This window comes from Pseudomonas sp. Irchel s3h17 (assembly GCF_900187505.1).
Taxonomy (GTDB): Bacteria; Pseudomonadota; Gammaproteobacteria; order Pseudomonadales; family Pseudomonadaceae; genus Aquipseudomonas.
Genome location: NZ_FYDL01000019.1, coordinates 23,538 through 41,707 on the forward strand (window position 1 = coordinate 23,538; position 18,170 = coordinate 41,707).

Annotated in this window: 22 protein-coding genes; 15 read left to right on the top strand and 7 right to left on the bottom strand. The window is 61.3% G+C overall.

Features of this window, described 5'->3' with window-relative positions; genetic code table 11:
- Window positions 1-194: 194 nt before the first annotated feature.
- Genes CKW25_RS22710 through CKW25_RS22720 form a run of 3 tightly spaced genes read right to left on the bottom strand, consistent with a single transcriptional unit; the run spans window position 195 to window position 2,763 of the window.
- The gene (locus CKW25_RS22710) at window positions 195-1,244 is read right to left on the bottom strand and encodes an alkene reductase (RefSeq protein WP_095082751.1); all 1,050 of its coding nucleotides are present in this window, start codon (window positions 1,242-1,244) and stop codon (window positions 195-197) included.
- A 24-nt stretch (window positions 1,245-1,268) separates the two neighbouring features.
- Window positions 1,269-2,435 (bottom strand): MFS transporter, encoded by a 1,167-nt coding sequence (locus CKW25_RS22715; protein ID WP_095082752.1) that lies wholly within the window; start codon window positions 2,433-2,435, stop codon window positions 1,269-1,271.
- A gap of 22 nt (window positions 2,436-2,457) precedes the next feature.
- The gene (locus CKW25_RS22720) at window positions 2,458-2,763 is read right to left on the bottom strand and encodes a helix-turn-helix transcriptional regulator (RefSeq protein WP_095082753.1); all 306 of its coding nucleotides are present in this window, start codon (window positions 2,761-2,763) and stop codon (window positions 2,458-2,460) included.
- A gap of 154 nt (window positions 2,764-2,917) precedes the next feature.
- Between CKW25_RS22720 and CKW25_RS22725 the strand changes: the two genes are divergently transcribed.
- Window positions 2,918-3,502, top strand: coding sequence for an ACP phosphodiesterase (locus CKW25_RS22725; RefSeq protein WP_095082755.1), 585 nt, complete (start codon window positions 2,918-2,920; stop codon window positions 3,500-3,502).
- A 60-nt stretch (window positions 3,503-3,562) separates the two neighbouring features.
- Here CKW25_RS22725 and CKW25_RS22730 read toward each other — a convergent pair whose 3' ends face one another.
- A complete protein-coding gene (locus CKW25_RS22730) occupies window positions 3,563-4,357 on the bottom strand; it encodes a lysophospholipid acyltransferase family protein (protein WP_095082756.1) in 795 nt (264 codons plus the stop codon).
- Window positions 4,357-5,112, bottom strand: coding sequence for an L-ornithine N(alpha)-acyltransferase (gene olsB, locus CKW25_RS22735; protein WP_095082757.1), 756 nt, complete (start codon window positions 5,110-5,112; stop codon window positions 4,357-4,359). Before olsB ends, CKW25_RS22730 begins: the two co-directional genes overlap by 1 nt.
- 140 nt (window positions 5,113-5,252) lie before the next feature.
- Here olsB and CKW25_RS22740 point away from each other — a divergent pair, with 140 nt between their 5' ends.
- The 5 genes from CKW25_RS22740 (at window position 5,253) to CKW25_RS22760 (ending at window position 9,475) form a co-directional block, all read left to right on the top strand.
- Window positions 5,253-6,140, top strand: a complete 888-nt coding sequence (locus CKW25_RS22740) for an acyl-CoA dehydrogenase family protein (protein ID WP_095082759.1) — start codon at window positions 5,253-5,255, stop codon at window positions 6,138-6,140.
- A gap of 83 nt (window positions 6,141-6,223) precedes the next feature.
- Entirely contained in the window at window positions 6,224-7,318 is a 1,095-nt protein-coding gene (locus CKW25_RS22745) for a serine hydrolase (RefSeq protein ID WP_095082760.1), read from the top strand.
- A complete protein-coding gene (locus CKW25_RS22750; RefSeq protein WP_095082761.1) occupies window positions 7,315-7,641 on the top strand; it encodes an amidase in 327 nt (108 codons plus the stop codon). The genes CKW25_RS22745 and CKW25_RS22750 overlap by 4 nt, the downstream gene beginning before the upstream one ends.
- 84 nt (window positions 7,642-7,725) lie before the next feature.
- Window positions 7,726-8,316, top strand: a complete 591-nt coding sequence (locus CKW25_RS22755; protein ID WP_095082763.1) for a YceI family protein — start codon at window positions 7,726-7,728, stop codon at window positions 8,314-8,316.
- A gap of 1 nt (window position 8,317) precedes the next feature.
- A complete protein-coding gene (locus CKW25_RS22760) occupies window positions 8,318-9,475 on the top strand; it encodes a phosphatidylserine/phosphatidylglycerophosphate/cardiolipin synthase family protein (RefSeq protein ID WP_095082766.1) in 1,158 nt (385 codons plus the stop codon).
- Window positions 9,476-9,769: 294 nt separating this feature from the next.
- On the opposite strand, the gene bglX is transcribed toward CKW25_RS22760, so the two are convergent.
- Window positions 9,770-12,061: a beta-glucosidase BglX gene (bglX, locus tag CKW25_RS22765; RefSeq protein ID WP_095082768.1), complete on the bottom strand. Its 2,292-nt coding sequence runs from the start codon at window positions 12,059-12,061 to the stop codon at window positions 9,770-9,772.
- A gap of 234 nt (window positions 12,062-12,295) precedes the next feature.
- Here bglX and CKW25_RS22770 point away from each other — a divergent pair, with 234 nt between their 5' ends.
- The 6 genes from CKW25_RS22770 (at window position 12,296) to CKW25_RS22795 (ending at window position 15,423) form a co-directional block, all read left to right on the top strand.
- Window positions 12,296-12,904: a LemA family protein gene (locus tag CKW25_RS22770; RefSeq protein WP_095082770.1), complete on the top strand. Its 609-nt coding sequence runs from the start codon at window positions 12,296-12,298 to the stop codon at window positions 12,902-12,904.
- A 71-nt stretch (window positions 12,905-12,975) separates the two neighbouring features.
- Window positions 12,976-13,728 carry a YgcG family protein gene (locus CKW25_RS27270; RefSeq protein ID WP_095082772.1) on the top strand — a complete coding sequence of 251 codons (753 nt, stop codon included), beginning with the start codon at window positions 12,976-12,978 and terminating at the stop codon, window positions 13,726-13,728.
- 28 nt (window positions 13,729-13,756) lie between these two features.
- Complete coding sequence (locus tag CKW25_RS22780; RefSeq protein WP_095082774.1) at window positions 13,757-14,374, top strand: TPM domain-containing protein; 618 nt, start codon at window positions 13,757-13,759, stop codon at window positions 14,372-14,374.
- Window positions 14,375-14,496: 122 nt separating this feature from the next.
- A complete protein-coding gene (locus tag CKW25_RS22785) occupies window positions 14,497-14,799 on the top strand; it encodes a helix-turn-helix domain-containing protein (RefSeq protein WP_095082776.1) in 303 nt (100 codons plus the stop codon).
- The gene (locus tag CKW25_RS22790; protein ID WP_095082777.1) at window positions 14,786-15,145 is read left to right on the top strand and encodes a putative holin; all 360 of its coding nucleotides are present in this window, start codon (window positions 14,786-14,788) and stop codon (window positions 15,143-15,145) included. The genes CKW25_RS22785 and CKW25_RS22790 overlap by 14 nt, the downstream gene beginning before the upstream one ends.
- A gap of 11 nt (window positions 15,146-15,156) precedes the next feature.
- Complete coding sequence (locus CKW25_RS22795) at window positions 15,157-15,423, top strand: phage holin family protein (RefSeq protein ID WP_256578010.1); 267 nt, start codon at window positions 15,157-15,159, stop codon at window positions 15,421-15,423.
- Between the two features lie 23 nt (window positions 15,424-15,446).
- Here CKW25_RS22795 and CKW25_RS22800 read toward each other — a convergent pair whose 3' ends face one another.
- Window positions 15,447-15,872 (bottom strand): helix-turn-helix domain-containing protein, encoded by a 426-nt coding sequence (locus CKW25_RS22800; protein WP_095082779.1) that lies wholly within the window; start codon window positions 15,870-15,872, stop codon window positions 15,447-15,449.
- 295 nt (window positions 15,873-16,167) lie between these two features.
- On the opposite strand from CKW25_RS22800, the gene CKW25_RS22810 reads away from it, so the two are divergent.
- The 3 genes from CKW25_RS22810 to CKW25_RS22820 all read left to right on the top strand — a co-directional run bounded on the left by CKW25_RS22810 (window position 16,168) and on the right by CKW25_RS22820 (window position 18,163).
- Window positions 16,168-16,446 carry an ogr/Delta-like zinc finger family protein gene (locus tag CKW25_RS22810; RefSeq protein WP_095082783.1) on the top strand — a complete coding sequence of 93 codons (279 nt, stop codon included), beginning with the start codon at window positions 16,168-16,170 and terminating at the stop codon, window positions 16,444-16,446.
- A gap of 2 nt (window positions 16,447-16,448) precedes the next feature.
- Complete coding sequence (locus CKW25_RS22815; protein WP_095082785.1) at window positions 16,449-16,811, top strand: hypothetical protein; 363 nt, start codon at window positions 16,449-16,451, stop codon at window positions 16,809-16,811.
- A gap of 134 nt (window positions 16,812-16,945) precedes the next feature.
- Window positions 16,946-18,163: an SAM-dependent methyltransferase gene (locus CKW25_RS22820; protein ID WP_095082787.1), complete on the top strand. Its 1,218-nt coding sequence runs from the start codon at window positions 16,946-16,948 to the stop codon at window positions 18,161-18,163.
- Window positions 18,164-18,170: the final 7 nt, after the last annotated feature.

Here is an 18,170-nt window from a genome sequence, read left to right on the forward strand (position 1 = left end):
AATCAATGTGCGATATCGGATGAGTTATTAGTTTCTGTTGCTGTGGGTGGGGCGAAACAGTAAATAGAATGTGCGGTGAGTGGTTGTTTGTTGTTTGGTTTTATGAGTAAGGACCGGCGTTGTATTCGAGGTTTAGCGCACAAAAAAGGCCTCGGCTCTAGTGAGCGGAGGCCTTGGAGGCAAGCGCGGGTTATTTACAAGGTCGGGTAGTCGATGTAGCCGACCGGGCCCTTGGCATAGAACAGTTCCGGGCGCGCTTCGTTAAGCGGTGCGTCGGCCTTGAGGCGGGCCGGCAGGTCCGGGTTGGCGATGAACGGCACGCCGAAGGCGACCGCATCGGCCTTGCCGCTGGCGAGCCAGGTGTTGGCGCTGTCCTTGGTGAAGCGTTCGTTGGCGATGTACGGGCCGCCGAAGGCTTCTTTCAAGCGTGGGCCGAGACTGTCGCCGGCTTCCTTCTCGCGGGAGCAGATGAAGGCAATGCCACGCTTGCCCAGTTCACGGGCCACGTAGATGAACGTCTCGGCCAGGTTGTCGTCCCCCATGTCGTGGCTGTCGGCACGTGGCGACAGGTGCACACCCACACGACCTGCCCCCCAGACCTCAATGGCTGCGTCAGTCACTTCCAGCAACAGGCGTGCACGGTTTTCCAGGGAGCCGCCGTAGTGGTCGGTGCGCTGGTTGGTGCTGCTCTGCAGGAACTGATCCAGCAGGTAGCCGTTGGCGCCGTGGATTTCCACACCGTCGAAACCGGCGGCTTTGGCGTTTTCCGCCCCCACACGGTAAGCGTCGACGATGTCTTCGATCTCGGCGGTTTCCAGGGCGCGCGGCATCGGGTAGTCGGCCAGCGGGCGAACCAGGCTGACGTGGCCTTTGGGCTGGATGGCGCTCGGGGCCACCGGCGTTTCACCGTCCAGGTAGGTCGGGTGGGAGATCCGGCCAACGTGCCACAGTTGCAGGAAAATCTTGCCGCCCGCGCCGTGAATGGCGCGGGTCACGTTGCTCCAGCCCCGCACCTGGTCGTTGGACCAGATGCCCGGCGTATCCGGGTAGCCAACCCCCATCGGCGTCACGGACGTGGCTTCGCTGAGGATCAGGCCGGCGGAGGCGCGTTGTACGTAGTACTCGGCCATCAAGGCGTTGGGCACGCGGCCTTCGTCGGCACGGCAGCGGGTCAGTGGCGCCATGATGATGCGGTTTGTCAGGGTCAGGTCGCCGAGCGTGATGGGATCGAAAATAGTCGTCATGAAATACAACCCTTCTTTAAATGATCAGTTTGTCGCGGGTGCCAGTTCGGCATCGCCGCTCTGACGGAAAGTAATCAGGGTCACCAGCAGGGCCAGGACGGCCAGCGCGGCGGCGGCCAGGGGCACGCTGGTCAAGCCGAAGCCGTGGGCGATGACGCTGCCCCCGACCCAGGCACCCAGGGCGTTGCCGAGGTTGAACGCGCCAATGTTCAGGGTCGACACCAGGTTGGGTGCGGCCTTGCCAAAGGCCACCACGTTGACTTGCAGCGCAGGTACCGCGGCAAAGGCAGCGGTAGCCCAGAGGAACAGGGTGATTTCGGTCGGGATCACGGCGACGCTGGTCCAGCTCAGTACGGTGGAGATCACCGCCATGGACACGAACACGCCGATCAGGGTCGCCGCCAGGCGCTTGTCCGCCAGCTTGCCGCCGACAATGTTGCCCAGGGTCAGGCCAAGGCCGATCAACAGCAGGGTCCAGGTCACGCCTTTGGGCGAGACTCCGGTGACATCGCCCAACAACGGCGCGACGTAGGTGAAGAGGGTGAACATGGAGGCGGAGAACAGCACGGTCATGCTCAACGACAGCCAGATCCCGGCCCCCTTGAGGGCCGCCAGTTCGGCGCGCATGTCGAGCTTTTCTTCATCGCGCTTGGCCGGCAGGAAGCGGATCAGGCCGATCAGCGCGATCACGCCAATCACCGTCACGGCCCAGAACGTCGAGCGCCAGCCGGCTTCCTGACCCAGCGCGGTACCCAATGGCACGCCCAGTACGTTGGCCAGCGTCAGGCCGGTGAACATCAGGGCCACGGCCGACGCACGCTTGTTGGCGGGCACCAGGCTGGCGGCAACCACTGAACCGATACCGAAGAACGCGCCATGGCACAGGGCGGTGACCACACGGGCAAACATCAGCACGTTGTAGTCACTGGCCATGGCGCACAGCAGGTTGCCGACGATGAATATGCCCATCAACGCGACCAGTGCCGCCTTGCGTGGCAGTCTGGCGGTAGCCATTGCCATGAAGGGGGCACCGATGGCCACGCCCAGGGCGTAGCCGGTCACCAGCCAGCCTGCGCCGGGGATCGAGACGCCAAGGTCGGCCGCCACATCGGGCAACAAGCCCATGATGACGAACTCGGTCGTACCGATGGCGAAGGCGCTCAAGGCCAGGATGAGAAGCGAGAGGGGCATGGTTGGATCCTTTATGAGCTCCTCAGAGCTCTTTGCCTAAGGTGTCGAGGAAGGCCTGGATGGTGTCCTCGTTACGTTTGTAGAAGTGCCATTGGCCGACCTTCTGGCTGCGGATCAGGCCCGCGCGGTGGAGGGTCGCCAGGTGCGCGGAGACGGTCGACTGCGACAGGCCGCAGCGTTTGTCGATTTGCCCGCAGCAGACACCGAAGTCGGTACTGTGCTCTTGATCGGGAAAGGCGGTCGCGGGGTCTTTCAACCAGTTGAGGATGTCTCGCCGTACTGGGTGTGCCAGGGCTTTTATTATTTCGTCGAGGTCAATGGTGGACATGGCAGTGCTCGGGTAGGGTGCAGCGTTATATCGCGATGAGGCGAACTTTAAATCGGTATTTCGCGATATACCAATATGATTTTGGTCTGACGTCAGCATAAATCGGTATATCGAGTTATAACGATATATTGGGTGCGGTGCTAAGCTATGCACCATGAACTATCTCGCACATCTTCACCTCGGTGGCCAGCGTCCCGGTCAATTGCTCGGCAGTTTGTATGGCGATTTTGTCAAAGGCCGGCTGCATGGGCAGTTCAACCCGGAGATCGAGCACGCCATCACCCTGCATCGACAAATCGATGTGTTCACCGACCGCCATGTGCTGGTGGATGTCGCGTTGTCGCGATTTACCCTGACTCGGCGGCGTTATGCCGGGATCGTGCTCGATGTGTTTTTCGACCACTGCCTGGCGCGGGACTGGGCGCTGTACGCCGACTCATCGCTTGCGCATTTCACCGCGGATGTTTACCGAGTGCTTGCCGCCGAACCACAGTTGCCGGGGCGGCTGGCGCAGATCGCGCCGTACATGGCCGCGGATGACTGGCTGGGTTCGTACCGGGAGTTTGCGGTGCTGGATCAGGTGTTGCGCGGGATCTCGCGACGCTTGTCGCGCCCGGAAGAACTGGCGGCGGCGATGCAGGAGCTGGAGCGGTTGTATGAACCGTTGAGCGAGGACTTTCGGTTGTTCTATCCGCAGCTCCAGGCGTTTGCGCACAACCATCTGACAGCACCGCGTTGATGTGGGAGAGCACCGCCTGGCGCTCTCCCACAGGGTTTTTGTACCCGCTGGGAGCCTGTGTCAGGCAGCGATGGCCGGGCGCGAAGGGACGGGTTGTGCTGGTTTTGGAACTTCACCGAACAACACCCTTTGCACCGCCTGCTGTGCGGCGAACGCCAGTGCCGCCCGTTCCTGGCCGTGGCAGGCAATCGGTTTGAGCAGGTGGATATGCACGTCGCCCTGATCGTTGGCGAACAGGCGCATCAGATGTGAAAGCAGATCGTCGTCACCGATGAAGGGGGCCAGCGTATCAATCTGGCCATCACGCAGGTAACGAATGGCCACCGGTTGCAGCGCCACGTCCGCGTCGATGGCCGCCGACAACAAGCGACCATGGAAGGTGCGCAACGAGCGGCCATCGGTGGTCGTGCCTTCTGGGAATATCACCAACGGGTGTTGGTGCTCCAGATGGCGACTCATCTGTTTGCGCACCAGTTGGCTGTCACCCGCGCCCCGGCGAATGAACAGGCTGCCGGCCTTGGCGGCGAGCCAGCCGGCAACCGGCCAGGTGCGCACTTCGGCCTTGGACAGGAACGACAGGGGCGTGAGCATGCCCAGCAAGGGGATGTCGGTCCAGGACACGTGGTTGCTGACCCAGAGCATCGGCCGTTGCGGCACGTCACCGTGCACCGTGACGCGAAACGGCAGGGCATTGCTCAGGCGGGTCATGAAAAAACGCGACCAGCGTTGGCGCCGCACCATGGAGTTGGCCAGGCCCATGCGTTCGAACAGGCCGAACAGTGCGGCCATGCTCAGGCCCAGCGCCACCACCAGTAGCACTCGCGCAATTCGCGCGTACACCCGCAGGCGGCTCATCATACGGCCGCCTTGAAGTGCTTGGCGTAACGCGGGCATAACTCATCGCGCTTGAGCAGGATGAACACGTCGGCGACCTGGAAGTCCTCGTCCCAGCACGGTTCGCCACAGATCTTCGCGCCCAGGCGCATGTAGGCCTTGAGCAGTGGAGGCATTTCGGCAATCACGTTGGACGGGATGTCCAGTCTCGGCAGTGGTTTCTTCGGCTCGGCGCGCAGATGGTCGGTGCACAGGTAGCGTTCGCGCAGGCGCTGCATGATTGCCTGGGCCTGGATCCCACCGTCCTGCATCGGAATGCTCGCGCAACCCATCAGGTAGCTGTAGCCGCCCTGGTTCAGCACTTCGGCCAGTTCGCCCCACAGGACGGCGATGGTGCCACCGTTGCGGTAGGCCGGGTCGACGCAGGTCCGCCCGATCTCCAGGATCGGGCCTTGCAGGTGCACCAGGCCATGCAGGCTGAATTCTTCTTCGCTGTAGAAACGCCCCAGGCTGCTGGCGGCCTGGTGGTCGAGCAGACGGGTGGTGGCCACCAGGCGCCCGGTGCTCAAGTCACGGACTCCGATGTGGGTGCAATGAACGTCATAGTCATCCATGTCCAGGCCCCGTTCCGCGCCTTTGAGTTTGGCGTTGAACTCGCCGCTGAATACGCTGAAACGCAGGGCCTGGGCTTGCTGCAGCGCCTGGGGGCCGATCAGGCGTTCGGCTTGCAGGCGGCGTTCAGTGCCGGTGTCGCTGATGCGTGCGATCTGAGTCATTGCGAGTCTCCGTACGGGCTGCGCACCCATCGTGGGTTGCAGTCGATCGACTTTGTTGTGCAAAGTCAGGCTATGTAGCCCCGGTGTCATCGCCATGAAGTTTTGGTGATGCTTGTGTGACAGCCCTTGAGGACCCCGTTATGCCTTGGCAAGCCCTGTTGAACTGCACTGCGCGACTGCCCGCAAACCCTGACCTGGCCGAGGGTTACGCGAATTTGCTGGACCTCCTGGGCGGGGTCTCGCCCTTCGAGTTGGCGGTGCGCGGCGGGCGCATGATGGCGACGCCCGGGCAGGCCTTCCTGGTGGGGTACCAGGCCGCGTTGCGCATGTTATGGCCCAGCGCACCGCACAGTCTGGGTGCCTTGTGTGCGACCGAACAGCGCAGCCTGCGGCCGGCCGACATGCAAACCCGCCTGGCCGACTTGCGCTTGAGCGGGCGCAAGGATTTCGTTACCGCGGGCAATGCGGCGGACTGGATGCTGGTGGCAGCGCGCAGCGAGGAGGTGGGCGAGGCTCCCCGCTTGAGCCTGGCGGTGGTGTACCGTGGTGAGTCTGGCGTCCGGGTGGAAAAATTGCCGGCGATACCGTTGATGCCGGACATCAGCCACGGTCGGCTGTACCTTGAAAACGCCGCCTGTGAGCTGTTGGCCGGCGATGGCTGGGATGCCTACGTCAAGCCTTTCAGGACCCTCGAAGACCTCTATGTGCTCAGCGCCATGAGCGCCTGGCTGTATGGTGTCGGCCAGGACTGTGGCTGGACGCAATCGCTGCAACTGCAACTGCTGGCGCTGCTGGCCGGGTGCGCGGAAGCCAGTCGCCAGCCACCCGACAGCCGCGCCAGCCATGTGCTGCTGGGTGGCCTGTTCGCGCAGTTCGACGGTTTGAAGGCGACGCTCAATGCAGCCTTTGCCGCTGGCCCCGCCGAGTGGGCGGCGCTGTGGGCAAGGGATCAGGCGGTGCTGGATCTGGCGGCAGGGGCCAGGGCCAAGCGGTTGGCCAAGGCGTTGGCGGATGTTTCGTTGACGTGACGAGCCAGGTCGCGAACCACCTGATTTCGAACTGTCATTGATCTCGACTAGGCTCAGCAGATTCAATTCGCCGAGCCCTCGTCATGTTCAAAGGCTTGTCCCTGCTGTTGATGCTATTGGTCAGCTGTTCGGTGTGCGCCGAAAGCTGGCCCACTGATCAATGGCCACCTGGCTCCAAGGTCAGCGGGCCTGCGCTTCAAGCGCTGGAGGATTACGCCTTTGCCCCTCGGGACGACGCCACCCGCAAAGGCATTCGCACCGATGCCTTGCTGGTGATTCGCGACGGCCAGTTGATCTATGAACGCTACGCCGGCCTCACGACCGCCGACACTCCGCACCTGACCTGGTCGGTCAGCAAGAGCCTGCTGGCCGCCCTGCTGGGGGTGGCCTATGGCGAAGGGGTGTTGCGGTTGCAGGACCCGGTCGCGAAGTTTTATCCACCGATGCAGCGTCATCCGGGCGTGACCCTTGCCGATCTGTTGCACTGGGCATCGGGGCTGGACTGGCAGGAAGATTACGAGTACGCACCGCTGAACTCTTCCGTGGTGGCCATGCTGTATACCCGCGGTCACGCCGACATGGCCGCCTTTACGGCCGGCCATGACCCGTTCAGCCCGCCGGGCCAGCACTTTCGTTACTCCAGCGGCGACAGCAATCTGTTGGCCGCCGCGCTCAAGGCCATGGTGGGGGCGCAACGATATGCCGACTATCCCTGGCGTGCGCTGTTCGAGCCGCTGGGGATCCGCAGCGCGGTGTGGGAAACCGATGCCAGCGGCACTTTTGTTGCTTCGTCCTATGTCTACATGACGGCCCGTGACCTGGCGCGTATCGGCCTGCTGATGCAGCGCAACGGTCGGTGGGGCGAGGACCAGTTATTGCCCAGGGACTGGGTGGCGTTCAGTCTCCAGCCATTCGCCGGGTACCGGGCCCATCAGGACGCTGCGGTACCCGGGGGACATTGGTGGCTCAACCGGGCGGTTGATGGTGCGCCAAGACCCTGGCCGGACGCGCCCGAAGCGACCTTCGCCGCCCTGGGACACTGGGGGCAGGCGCTGTATGTGCTGCCCGGTGAAAACCTGGTGATCGTGCGTTATGGCGATGACCGTGATGGCAGTTATCGGCACAACGAATTGCTCAAGCGTGCGCTGGCGGCCTTTGCGCAGAAGGCGCGGCCATGACGCGCGGTTTCGTTCGCCGACGACCCTGGCTCACGTTGGTGTGGGTCGCGGTGCTCGTGCTGCTGGGGTGGGGCTGGCAGCAGCGGGTCGCATTATGGGCGTTCCCGGACATCATCAGCGCCTACACCGCCAAGGAGTATTGTTCGTGCCGCTATGTGGCTCATCAGCCAGCGGACTATTGCCTGGGCTATGTGAAGCAGTACGTGCCCATCAACGGGTTCATCGATGACGCCGAGCGTAAGCGGGTCACGGCCAGTGGCATGGGGCGCAGCAACACGGCGGCCTGGCTCGGTGCCCGCCAGGGCTGCCGCTTGACGCCCTAGGCCTCGCTCTTTTGCCCGCTGCTGTTTGCAAGCGCCTCGACTCAGGCTAAGGTTCGGCTCAGGTTTACTTGCCCATGAGTCTCTATGTTCAAGCGGTTCTGCTGCACCTCCCTGGCCTGCTTGCCGTTGCTGTTGGCAACCGTGCCGGCCCACGCCAATTGGTATCTGGACGGTGAGTCTTCACGACTGTCGTTCGTGTCCACCAAGAACACCAATATCTCCGAAGTTCAGCGCTTTCTGGTGCTGCACGGTCAGGTCGATCCCAAGGGGCTGGCGCAAGTCGAGGTCGAGCTGGAGTCGATCAACAGCGGCATTCCGCTACGCGATGAGCGTATGCGCAAGGAACTGTTCGAGATACAGGCCTTTCCCGAAGCCCTGATCACGGCTCAGATCGATCTGCGACCGATCAACGACCTGGCCTCCGGCGCGCAACTGGAGTTGCGCTTGCCGCTGACCGTCAGCCTTCACGGCCAACAACACCAGTACAACGCCGAGCTGTTGGCGACCCGCCTGGATGACCGACGCTTTCAGGTGGTCACCCTTGAGCCCGTGGTCATCAGCGCCGAGGATTTCAATCTTGCCCCGGGGCTTGAGCGCTTGCGCCAGGTTGCCGGTTTGTCGGCGATCAGCCTGTCGGTACCGGTGGGCGCGGTACTGATTTTTACGGCGCGCTGACATGCGCGGCGCAGTGTTCCCCTGGCGCGACGGCAACCGTTATGAGCTGCTGATCGATGGCCCGCAATTCTTTCCGCGAATGCTGGTGGCGATTGCCCGCGCCCAGGAACAAGTCGAACTGGAGCTCTACCTGGTGGAGGCGGGGGCGTGTGCCGAAGCCATGGTCCAGGCGCTGGTGCAGGCCGCCGAGCGCGGCGTGCGTGTGCGCTGCCTGTTCGATGACTATGGCAGCCTGGCGTTTACCCTGAGCCTGCGTCAGCGGCTGATGGCCGCCGGTGTCGAGCTGCGGTTTTACAATCGCCTGAACTGGCGGCGCTGGTTGGGCAACTTCTACCGCGATCACCGCAAATTGCTATTGGTCGATCAGACGCTGGCGGTGGTCGGGGGCACCGGTGTCACGGATGAATTCTGGACGCCGGGGCACGACACCAGCGAGTGGCATGAGGTGATGGTGGAAATCAGCGGCCCCCTGGTGCTCGACTGGCAGTTGCTGTTTGACCGGCAATGGATCGCCAACCGTCACCGTCGAGCCTGGAAACCCGCCGCGCACTTCGGTTTGCCGCGCCTGCCCCGGGTGCCGTCAGCGGGGCAGGGCATGGGGCGTGTGGCGTACGCCGACGCCGGTCAGCACCGGGACATCCTGCAGTCGCTGTTCCGTGCCTTGAACAGCGGTCAGCAGCGGATCTGGCTGGCCACGCCGTATTTCCTGCCGACCTGGAAGGTCCGCCGCTCGCTGCGCAAGGCTGCCGCACGGGGCATCGATGTACGCCTGCTACTCACCGGGCCGCGTACCGATCACCCATCGGTGCGTTACGCCGGGCATCGCTACTACCCACGACTGCTCAAGGCCGGCGTGAAAATTTTCGAGTACCAGCCGTGTTTCCTGCACCTGAAGATGGTCCTGGTGGATGACTGGGTCAGCATCGGCTCATGCAATTTCGATCACTGGAATCTGCGCTTCAACCTGGAAGCCAATCTGGAGGCCATCGATCCGGCGCTGACGCTGGCGGTGGCGAGGAGCTTCGAGAACGACTTTGCCTTGAGTCAGCGGGTCAGTCTGGAGGAATGGCAACGGCGACCGTTGTGGAAGCGGGTCAAGCAGCGGGTGTGGGGATGGGTGGACCGGGTGGTGGTCAATCTGCTGGATCGGCGGGGCTGAACTCAGCCTCCCAAACACCGCAAGCCTGTGGGGAGTCATGGTCTCGGTCGCATGGCTGCTTTGTCAGGCGCGGGGATGCCGAACACGTGTCCCGTGGCGAGCGAGCGAGCTTGCTCGCGCTGGGCTGCGCAGCAGCCCCAAAACCGGTCACCGAGTGTTACCTGAAAGACTGCGATCGTCTTGTTGGGGGCGCTTCGCGCACCAGCGCGAGCAAGCTCGCTCGCCACATCACGGCGTGAGTACATCGGCGGTCATTGTAGGAGCGAGCAAGCTCGCTCCTACCGTTGATGTGCGTTAAAGCAACTCGAAGCTCTGTTGCGTCACGTCCGCGGAGTCGAGGCCGATCTGCACGTTGAACGTGCCAGGCTCTGCCGCGTACTTGAGCTGGTTGTTGTAGAACTTCAGGTCGTTCTCTTCGATGTTGAAGTGAATGACTTTCTGTTCCCCGGCCGTGAGCATCACCTTCTGGAAGTTCTTCAGCTCCTTGATCGGGCGGATCATCGAACCGGTGACATCCTGGAGGTACAACTGCACCACGGTTTCGCCGTCGCGCTTGCCGGTGTTCTTGACGGTGACGCGGGCATCGATCTTGCCGGTCTTGTTCAGTGTGGTCGACGACAAGGCCATGTCCGCCAGGCTGAAGCGGGTGTAGCTGAGGCCGTAGCCAAACGGATACAGGGGGCCGGTGGTGTCATCGAAGTATTGCGAGGTGTAGTTGCCTGGCTTGCCGGGGGTAAACGGGCGGCCGATGGTCAGGTGGTTGTAGTAGGTCGGAATCTGCCCCACCGAACGCGGGAAGCTGATAGGCAGCTTGCCGGACGGGTTGTAGTCGCCGAACAGCACGTCCGCGATGGCGTTGCCGCCTTCGGTGCCACTGAACCAGGTTTCGAGGATCGCATCGGCCTGTTCGTTTTCTTCCAGAATCGTCAGCGGCCGGCCGTTCATCAGCACCAGTACCAGCGGTTTGCCGGTGGCCTTGAGGGCCTTGATCAGGTCGCGCTGGTTGCTCGGGATGTTCAGGTCGGTGCGGCTCGACGATTCGTGGGACATGCCACGGGATTCGCCCACGGCCGCGACGATGACGTCAGCCTGCTGCGCGGCTTTCACCGCTTCGTCGATCATGACCTGCGCCGAGCGCGGGTCGTCGACCACTTCCGGGGCATCGAAGTTGAGGAAGTTCAGGTAATCGACGACTTTCTTGTCCGAGGTGATGTTGGCGCCACGGGCGTAGGTCAGGCTGGCCTGATCACCGAGGGCGCGGGTCATGCCGTCGAACAGGGTGACCGACTGCGCCGGGCGCCCGGCCGCCGCCCAACTGCCCATCATGTCGATCGGCGCCTTGGCCAGCGGGCCGACCAGGACAATCTTCGCGGTTTTCTTCAGGGGCAGGGTTTCGTTGTGGTTCTTCAGCAACACCATGCTGCGCCGGGCGACGTCGCGGGCTTCAGCGCGGTGCAGGCGGCTCTCGGCATAGGTGTCGGCCGGATCGTCCTCGGCCTTGCCAATGCGCAGGTACGGGTCCTTGAACAGGCCCATGTCGTATTTGGCGCCGAGCACTTCACGCACTGCGCTGTCGATGTCGCTCTGCTGGATTTCGCCGGATTTGAGCAGGCTTGGCAGTTCCGTAGCGTAGAGCTTGTCGTTCATGCTCATGGCGATGCCGGCCTTGATTGCCAGCTTCGCTGCCTCACGGCCATCATGGGCCACACCGTGATTGATCAGCTCGAAAATCGCGCCATGGTCACTGACCGCCAGCCCCTTGAAGCCCCACTCCTTGCGCAGCAGGTCCTTCATCAGCCAGGTGTTGGCGGTGGCTGGCACGCCGTTGATCGAGTTCAGGGCCACCATCACGCCACCCGCGCCGGCATCAATCGCGGCGCGGTAGGGCGGCAGGTAGTCCTGGTACATTTTGGCCGGGCTCATGTCCACGATGTTGTAGTCGCGACCGCCTTCCACCGCGCCATACAAGGCAAAGTGCTTGACGCTGGCCATGATGTTCTCGGCACCGATCAGGCCGGTACCCTGGTAAGCCTTGACCATCACCTGGGCGATGCGCGATACCAGATAGGTGTCCTCGCCGAACCCTTCGGAGGTGCGGCCCCAGCGAGCGTCACGGGAGATGTCGACCATGGGCGCGAAGGTGATGTCGAGGCTGTCGGCGGCGGCTTCTTTTGCCGCAATGCGTCCGCTCAGGCCGATGGCGTCCATGTCCCAGCTCGAGGCCAGGGCCAGGGGGATCGGGAAAATCGTCCGGTGGCCGTGGATCACGTCGTAGGCAAAGAACATCGGGATCTTCAGCCGGCTGCGCATGGCGGCGTCCTGCATCGGACGGTTTTCCGGGCGGGTGATCGAGTTGAACGTACCGCCGATCTTGCCGGCGGCGATTTCCTGGCGGATCAGCTCGCGGGGCATTTCCGGGCCGATGCTGATCAGGCGCAATTGGCCGATCTTTTCGTCCAGGGTCATCTGCTTCATCAGGTTGCTGACGAAAGCGTCCTTGTTCTCAATCGCGGCAGGCTTTGTGTCGGCCAATACCGAGTGACTGGCCAGGCCGATGGTCAGGCCCAGCAAACACAGCTTCTTCATGAATAGTTTTCTCAAAAGCCCAAGCGACGGTAGTGACTACGCATCGGTCAGCCAAAATTTAGGGAGCGACTATTGTTGTTCGGGTAAATACCGCAAACTTCGGAACTCGCGCTGGGCACCTTTTAGCCGATTGGCTCGATGCAATCCAGTGGCGGGGGCAGATTATGCCCCAAGAGACAGCAATGAAGGATTGCGGGCTATTTCCATCGCGCAGGGCAAGGGAGCATCACTCAGATGAATGAACAACAGCGCTATCGCTCGGGCTGGCAAGTGGCGGTCCTGATGCTGCTGACAGCCGCACTGGCCGGTTGCGGCATCAACACCATTCCGACCCTCGACGAGCAGGCCAAGGCGGCCTGGTCGCAAGTGCAGAACCAGTACCAGCGTCGCGCCGACCTGATTCCCAACCTGGTGGAGACGGTCAAGGGGTATGCCAGGCATGAGCAGGACACCCTGACCGCGGTCATCGAGGCCCGGGCCAAGGCTACCGCCATCCAGGTGGACGCCAACACCCTCGACAACCCGGAAAAGCTCAAGCAGTTCCAGCAGGCCCAGGATCAACTCAGTGGCGCCTTGAGCCGCTTGATGGTGGTGTCCGAGCGCTACCCGGACCTGAAGGCCAACCAGAACTTCCTGGCGCTGCAATCGCAACTCGAAGGCACGGAAAACCGCATCGGTGTGGCGCGTCGTGATTTCATCCTCGCGGTGCAGAAGTACAACACTGAAATCCGCACCTTTCCGGGCCGTCTTTGGCACGCTGTGATGTACAGCGACTTGCCGCTGCGCGAGACCTTCGAGGCCACCAGCCCGGATGCCGATAAAGCCCCGCAAGTGAAGTTCTGACAGGCGCAGGCTCCCGGCGGTGATACGCCTGCTGTCGGGATACACCCCAATTCACGAGGGATGAGGTGCCCATGCGCGTCTTGAAAATGAGCCTGGTGCTGGTGCTCTGGGTGTTTGCCATCACCGCGCAGGCCGAGCTCAAGTTCCCGGCATTGACCGGGCGGGTGGTGGACAACGCCCAACTGATCGAGCCGTCAGTGCGCGAGCAATTGAGCCAGCAACTCCAGGCTCATGAACAGGCCACGGGTGAGCAGTTGGTGGTGGTGACGTTATCCGACCTGCAAGGCACCAGCATCGATGACTATGGTTATCAGCTGGGACGCTATTGGGGGATCGGGCAGAAGGACAAGAACAACGGCGCCTTGCTGATCGTTGCACGGGATGAGCGCAAGCTGCGTATCGAAGTCGGCTATGGCCTGGAAGACCGACTGACCGATGCACAGAGTTCGGTGATCATCAACCAGGTGATCACGCCAGCGTTCAAGGCCGGCAACTTCAGCAAGGGCATCAGCGACGGTGTGGCGGCGATGCTGGTGGTGTTGGGTGGCAGCCCTCTGGATGAACCGGCCACGGCTTACGACTCGGGCGAGCAGCACGACGGCGACTTTGTCGCGCAGTATCCTGGCTTGTTTGTATTTCTGGTCCTGCTGTTTATCCTCACCCTGTTTGTTTGCCAGATGCTCGGCATCCTGCCCAGTGGCGGCGGTCGCGGGGGCTCGGGCGGGTTTGGCGGTGGCGGCTTTGGCGGCGGCTCGGGAGGGGGCGGCGGCTTCAGCGGCGGTGGGGGCAGTTTCGGTGGCGGCGGTTCGTCGGGCGGCTGGTGAAAACAATAATGAACGAGCATTCAAAACCATGGCATTACTGAGTGAGTACGAACAGCGTCAGGTTGCCGAGGCGATTGCCCGGGTCGAACGCGACACCGACGCTGAGCTGGTCACCGTGCTGGCGGCCCGGGCCGACGACTACACTTACATTCCGCTGTTGTGGGCCAGCCTGGTGGCACTGATCGTGCCGGGAATCGTGCATTACCTATCCGGCTGGCTGAGTATGCACACGCTGTTGCTGGTGCAGTGGGCAAGCTTCATCGTCTTGTGCCTGGTGTTCCGGATCCCGTCGATCACCACGCACCTGATCCCGCGTTCAGTGCGTCATTGGCGTGCCTCGAACCTGGCACGCCGGCAGTTCATGGAGCAAAACCTGCACCACACGGTGGGCAGTACCGGCATGTTGATTTTCGTCTGCGAGGCCGAGCGTTATGTGGAAATCCTGGTGGACGAGGGGATCTCCAGGCGCCTGGACAACACCCACTGGGATGCCATCGTCGCGACCTTCACCCAGCAAGTGAAGCAGGGTCAGACAGTGCAGGGCTTCGTGAACTGCATCGAGGCCTGTGGCGAGTTGCTCAAGGTGCATGTACCGGTGACCCATGTGCGTAACGAACTACCCAATCGCCTGGTAGTGCTCGACTAGGTTTTGTAGGTTTCCACGCTACAACGGGCGCTCGTTGCCCAGGCGCCGCCCGATCTCCACCCTCTCTCTTTATCCGGGAACGCCCTGACCACAGGGGTTCCGACGTAGAGGGAGTTCATGTCATGTCAACACATCAACCACTCGATTCTGTTGGCTGTGCGGCCTCTGCAGGTGAGGCAAAACCTGCGCCGGTCATGCTGACCGCCAAAGAGACGCAAGCGTTGCTGTGGTGCTCTCGGGGGAAAACCTCCTGGGAGATCGCCAGGATTCAGAATTGCTCGGAAACCACGATCAATTTTCACTTCAATAACATTCGCCGCAAGTTCGCGGTGACGTCTCGCAGTGCCGCCTTGCTCAAGGCTATTGAAGTGGGGGTGATTACTGTCGCCAGTGCGCGCAGGCGAGGTGCCCATGAGCCTGACTGATTCGGCCTATAACAGTGTCAGTGGCCTGTTGCTGGGCTTGGGCATGGCGGCGACATTGCCCGTGATTGATGGCGAGGCACTGTTTGGCGCCGCTCTCGGCGCCTGGCTGGTGACGACCACGCGCAGTGATTTCAAGGCCTGGCAACGTATTGCTTCATTGATGCTGTCGGCGGGGGTGGGCTACCTGTTCACCCCCGTGGCGTTGTCGCTGGCGCCCTTTCTGACCGGCGGCGTGACGGCATTCCTGTGCGCGCTGATCGTCATTCCGATCAGTATCAAGATAATGCTGTGGGTCGACGGGGCCGGTATCGCGGAGATTATCCGGCATTTGAGGGGACGAAGATGATGGCGGGAGGGATGCTGGTTCTGGTCTGCATCACCGCCTCGGCGCATTTACTCAGCGCATTCAGGCTGGCCTGTTACCAGCGCGACGAAGAGCACCACGGCTGGCGAGACAGGCTATTGACCAGTCTGTGCGGGGGGATACTGTGCCTGGCCGGAATGGATGTAATGCTGGCACTTCAGCCGGTGAGCCAATGGCACACGTTAACCTGCGTTTTATTATGTGCACTGATTATTCGTAGCGGTGGGAACATTGTTGTCTTGTGGCGCGCCTTGTGGTGACAACGGTTGGATAGTTTATGACTTTATGTGTCGCCGAAGGGTTGAGGTGTTGAAAGGTGTGAGGCTATCTCCGCAAGTTTGAGTTCCAGTTCGCGCAGGCGCTTTTTTTCTTCCAGCGCACTTTGTATCGCGCAACGATCATCTTCGTTGAGTAATCGCCATAGCGCGAGAATCGTATGTTCGCGTGTTGTACTGGCTTGAGTGTGTTCTGTGTGGTTGGCATGCGCTTGCCGTTGTATGGGGCCTAAACCTAACAGCAGCCAGTCCAGGGATACATCTCGTGCTTGCGCTATGTCTACGCATAATGCGTACGGAATGCTGTCGCGTCCTTTCCAGCTGCTGAGGGTTTGAGGGCTGACCTGCAATGCAGAAGACAAAGAGGTATCGGTTGTTGTGCCGGTAATTTGCTTCAAGCGAGCGAGGACAGCTTGTGATTTTTTGCTACGCAATTTGAGCCTCTTCCTTTTGACATATGTTTTTCGAGTGCCTAACTTATGCGAAATGAGTAATTTTTATGGGTGATCAACTATCAACTATGAATCAGAAGAATACGATGACGAAGCTTCCTAATAGTATCAGGAGGATTTCCTACGAGCTTGGCTCATATCAATTGTGCGTCTGCTTACTGCACTTCCTTATGTCTGGCAGACGTTTTTCGTATTACCGGGCAAGGCCCATCAATGCGTCAGGCAGTATTGTGTTTGATCAAGTTGATTGCCACCAGATGACAATCGGGAGTCAAGCATGAGTACCTACAAAATGGTCTGTCCCCATTGCCTGAGCAGGATGCGCATTCGAACCAGCGAGGGCCGTCATATTTTCCTGCGGGTGGCGTATTTGCAATGCACCTCGGAAGCCTGTGGCTGGTCGGTGCGGGCGGAGTTCGAGATGACCCATGAACTGTCGCCCAGTGGCATGCCCAACCCGGCCGTGCGCTTGCCTTGTGCCGGGCCCGACCTGCGTCGCGCCGCGCGACCTGTTGTGGTGAGCGAACCCTCGATGGAAGCACCTGTGGAGTCGTGAGCATGAAGGCAATCGATGAATATCCGGATGTACATGAGGAATTGTTGGACATTGCCCAGGCGTTTCTGGCCAGACATGAGGGTGATGGTTTCATTGATGACCAGGTGCTGTTCTGTCGCGCAGTGAAGCACTTGCAGAGCGTCGACGTGCCGATGCATCTGGCGGAGAGGCTGGTGAGCCATGCCTACGGAATACTCAAGTCCAGCCACGATCGCCGACGCCTGGATATCGCGGCCAGTTCCGAAACCGTGGCGGTGGTCACTGATCCGGCCAGCGGCCTGACCTGGGCGGTGCCGGTGGGGCTGATTGTCAAATACGTGATCAACGCCCCTGCCAATCGTAAACTCCGGTTGGTGGAACCCTGAGTTTTTTTGGCCAAGTCATCAGGTCCTGGATCGCGCTTGCCGGACCTGATGAAAAATAACCCCGTGCCCTAAACCGCCATCCCCCCTAAAATAGCGCCATTCCCCCGATTCGTACCGCCCGAGGCGCTTCCTACATGTCCGTTACCGCAACTCCCGCCAGCCTCACGCCGGATCATCACGCGCAATTCATCGACCTGCTGACCAGCAGCCTGGCGCAGAGCGCGTTCATCAAATTGGTGTTGGCCAAGTATGTCGGTGACGAAACGGACTTGCAGCGCATCATCGTCAAGCAACTGAGCGTCAAGGATCAGCCGTGCCTGTCCTTCGTCTATCGCTACAAGACCCGCGACATTACCAAGAACTTCCCGGTGGAAGAGGGTGTGGCAACGATTGCCGGGCTGTTGCCGCAATCGTTCAAGAACGCCCATCTGCTGTCGCTGACCGATGAAGCCCAGCTTGAGTACAGCAAGAAGGGCAAGAGTTCGTTGTTCAAGAGCAAGCCGCAGCAACTGCGTGAGGTGCCTTCGGCGGACCACAATCGCGAGAAAAACCGCTTCCTGGACTTGAACCGGCCGTTCCTCGCCGACCTGGGCGTGACCAACAAGCAGCACGAGTTGATCCCGGCGATGTCGCGCAAGTGGAAGCAGATCAACAAGTTCATTGAAGTGTTCAGCCATGCACTGACCTCCTCACCGCTGGCGCTGGACAAGCCGGTACAGGTGGCGGATTTCGGCTCGGGCAAGGGCTACCTGACTTTCGCCATTCACGATTACCTGCGCAATACCTTGAAGGCTGAAGGCGTGGTCACCGGCGTTGAGTTGCGTGAAGACATGGTCAGCCTGTGCAACGCCGCGGCCGCGCGCCTGGAGCATCCGGGGCTGGTGTTCAAGTGCGGTGACGTGCGCAGCGTGGCGCCCAGCGAGCTGGATGTGATGATTGCCCTGCATGCCTGCGACATCGCCACTGACTACGCGATCCATACCGGCATCCGCTCGGGCGCGTCGATCATCATGTGCTCGCCGTGCTGCCACAAGCAGATTCGCCTGCAAATCCAGAGCCCGGCACTGCTCAAGCCGATGCTGCAGTACGGCTTGCACCTTGGCCAACAGGCGGAGATGGTCACTGACAGCTTGCGGGCGCTGTTCCTTGAAGCCTGCGGTTATGAAACCAAGGTCTTCGAGTTCATCTCCCTGGACCATACCAACAAGAACAAGATGATCCTGGCGGTCAAGCGTGCCGAACCGGTGGACCCGGCCCAGCTGTTGGTGAAAATCCAGGAGCTCAAGGCGTTCTATCACATCAGCGAACATTGCCTGGAAACCCTGCTGCGGGCTGACGGCTACCTGGCGTGATGTTCGC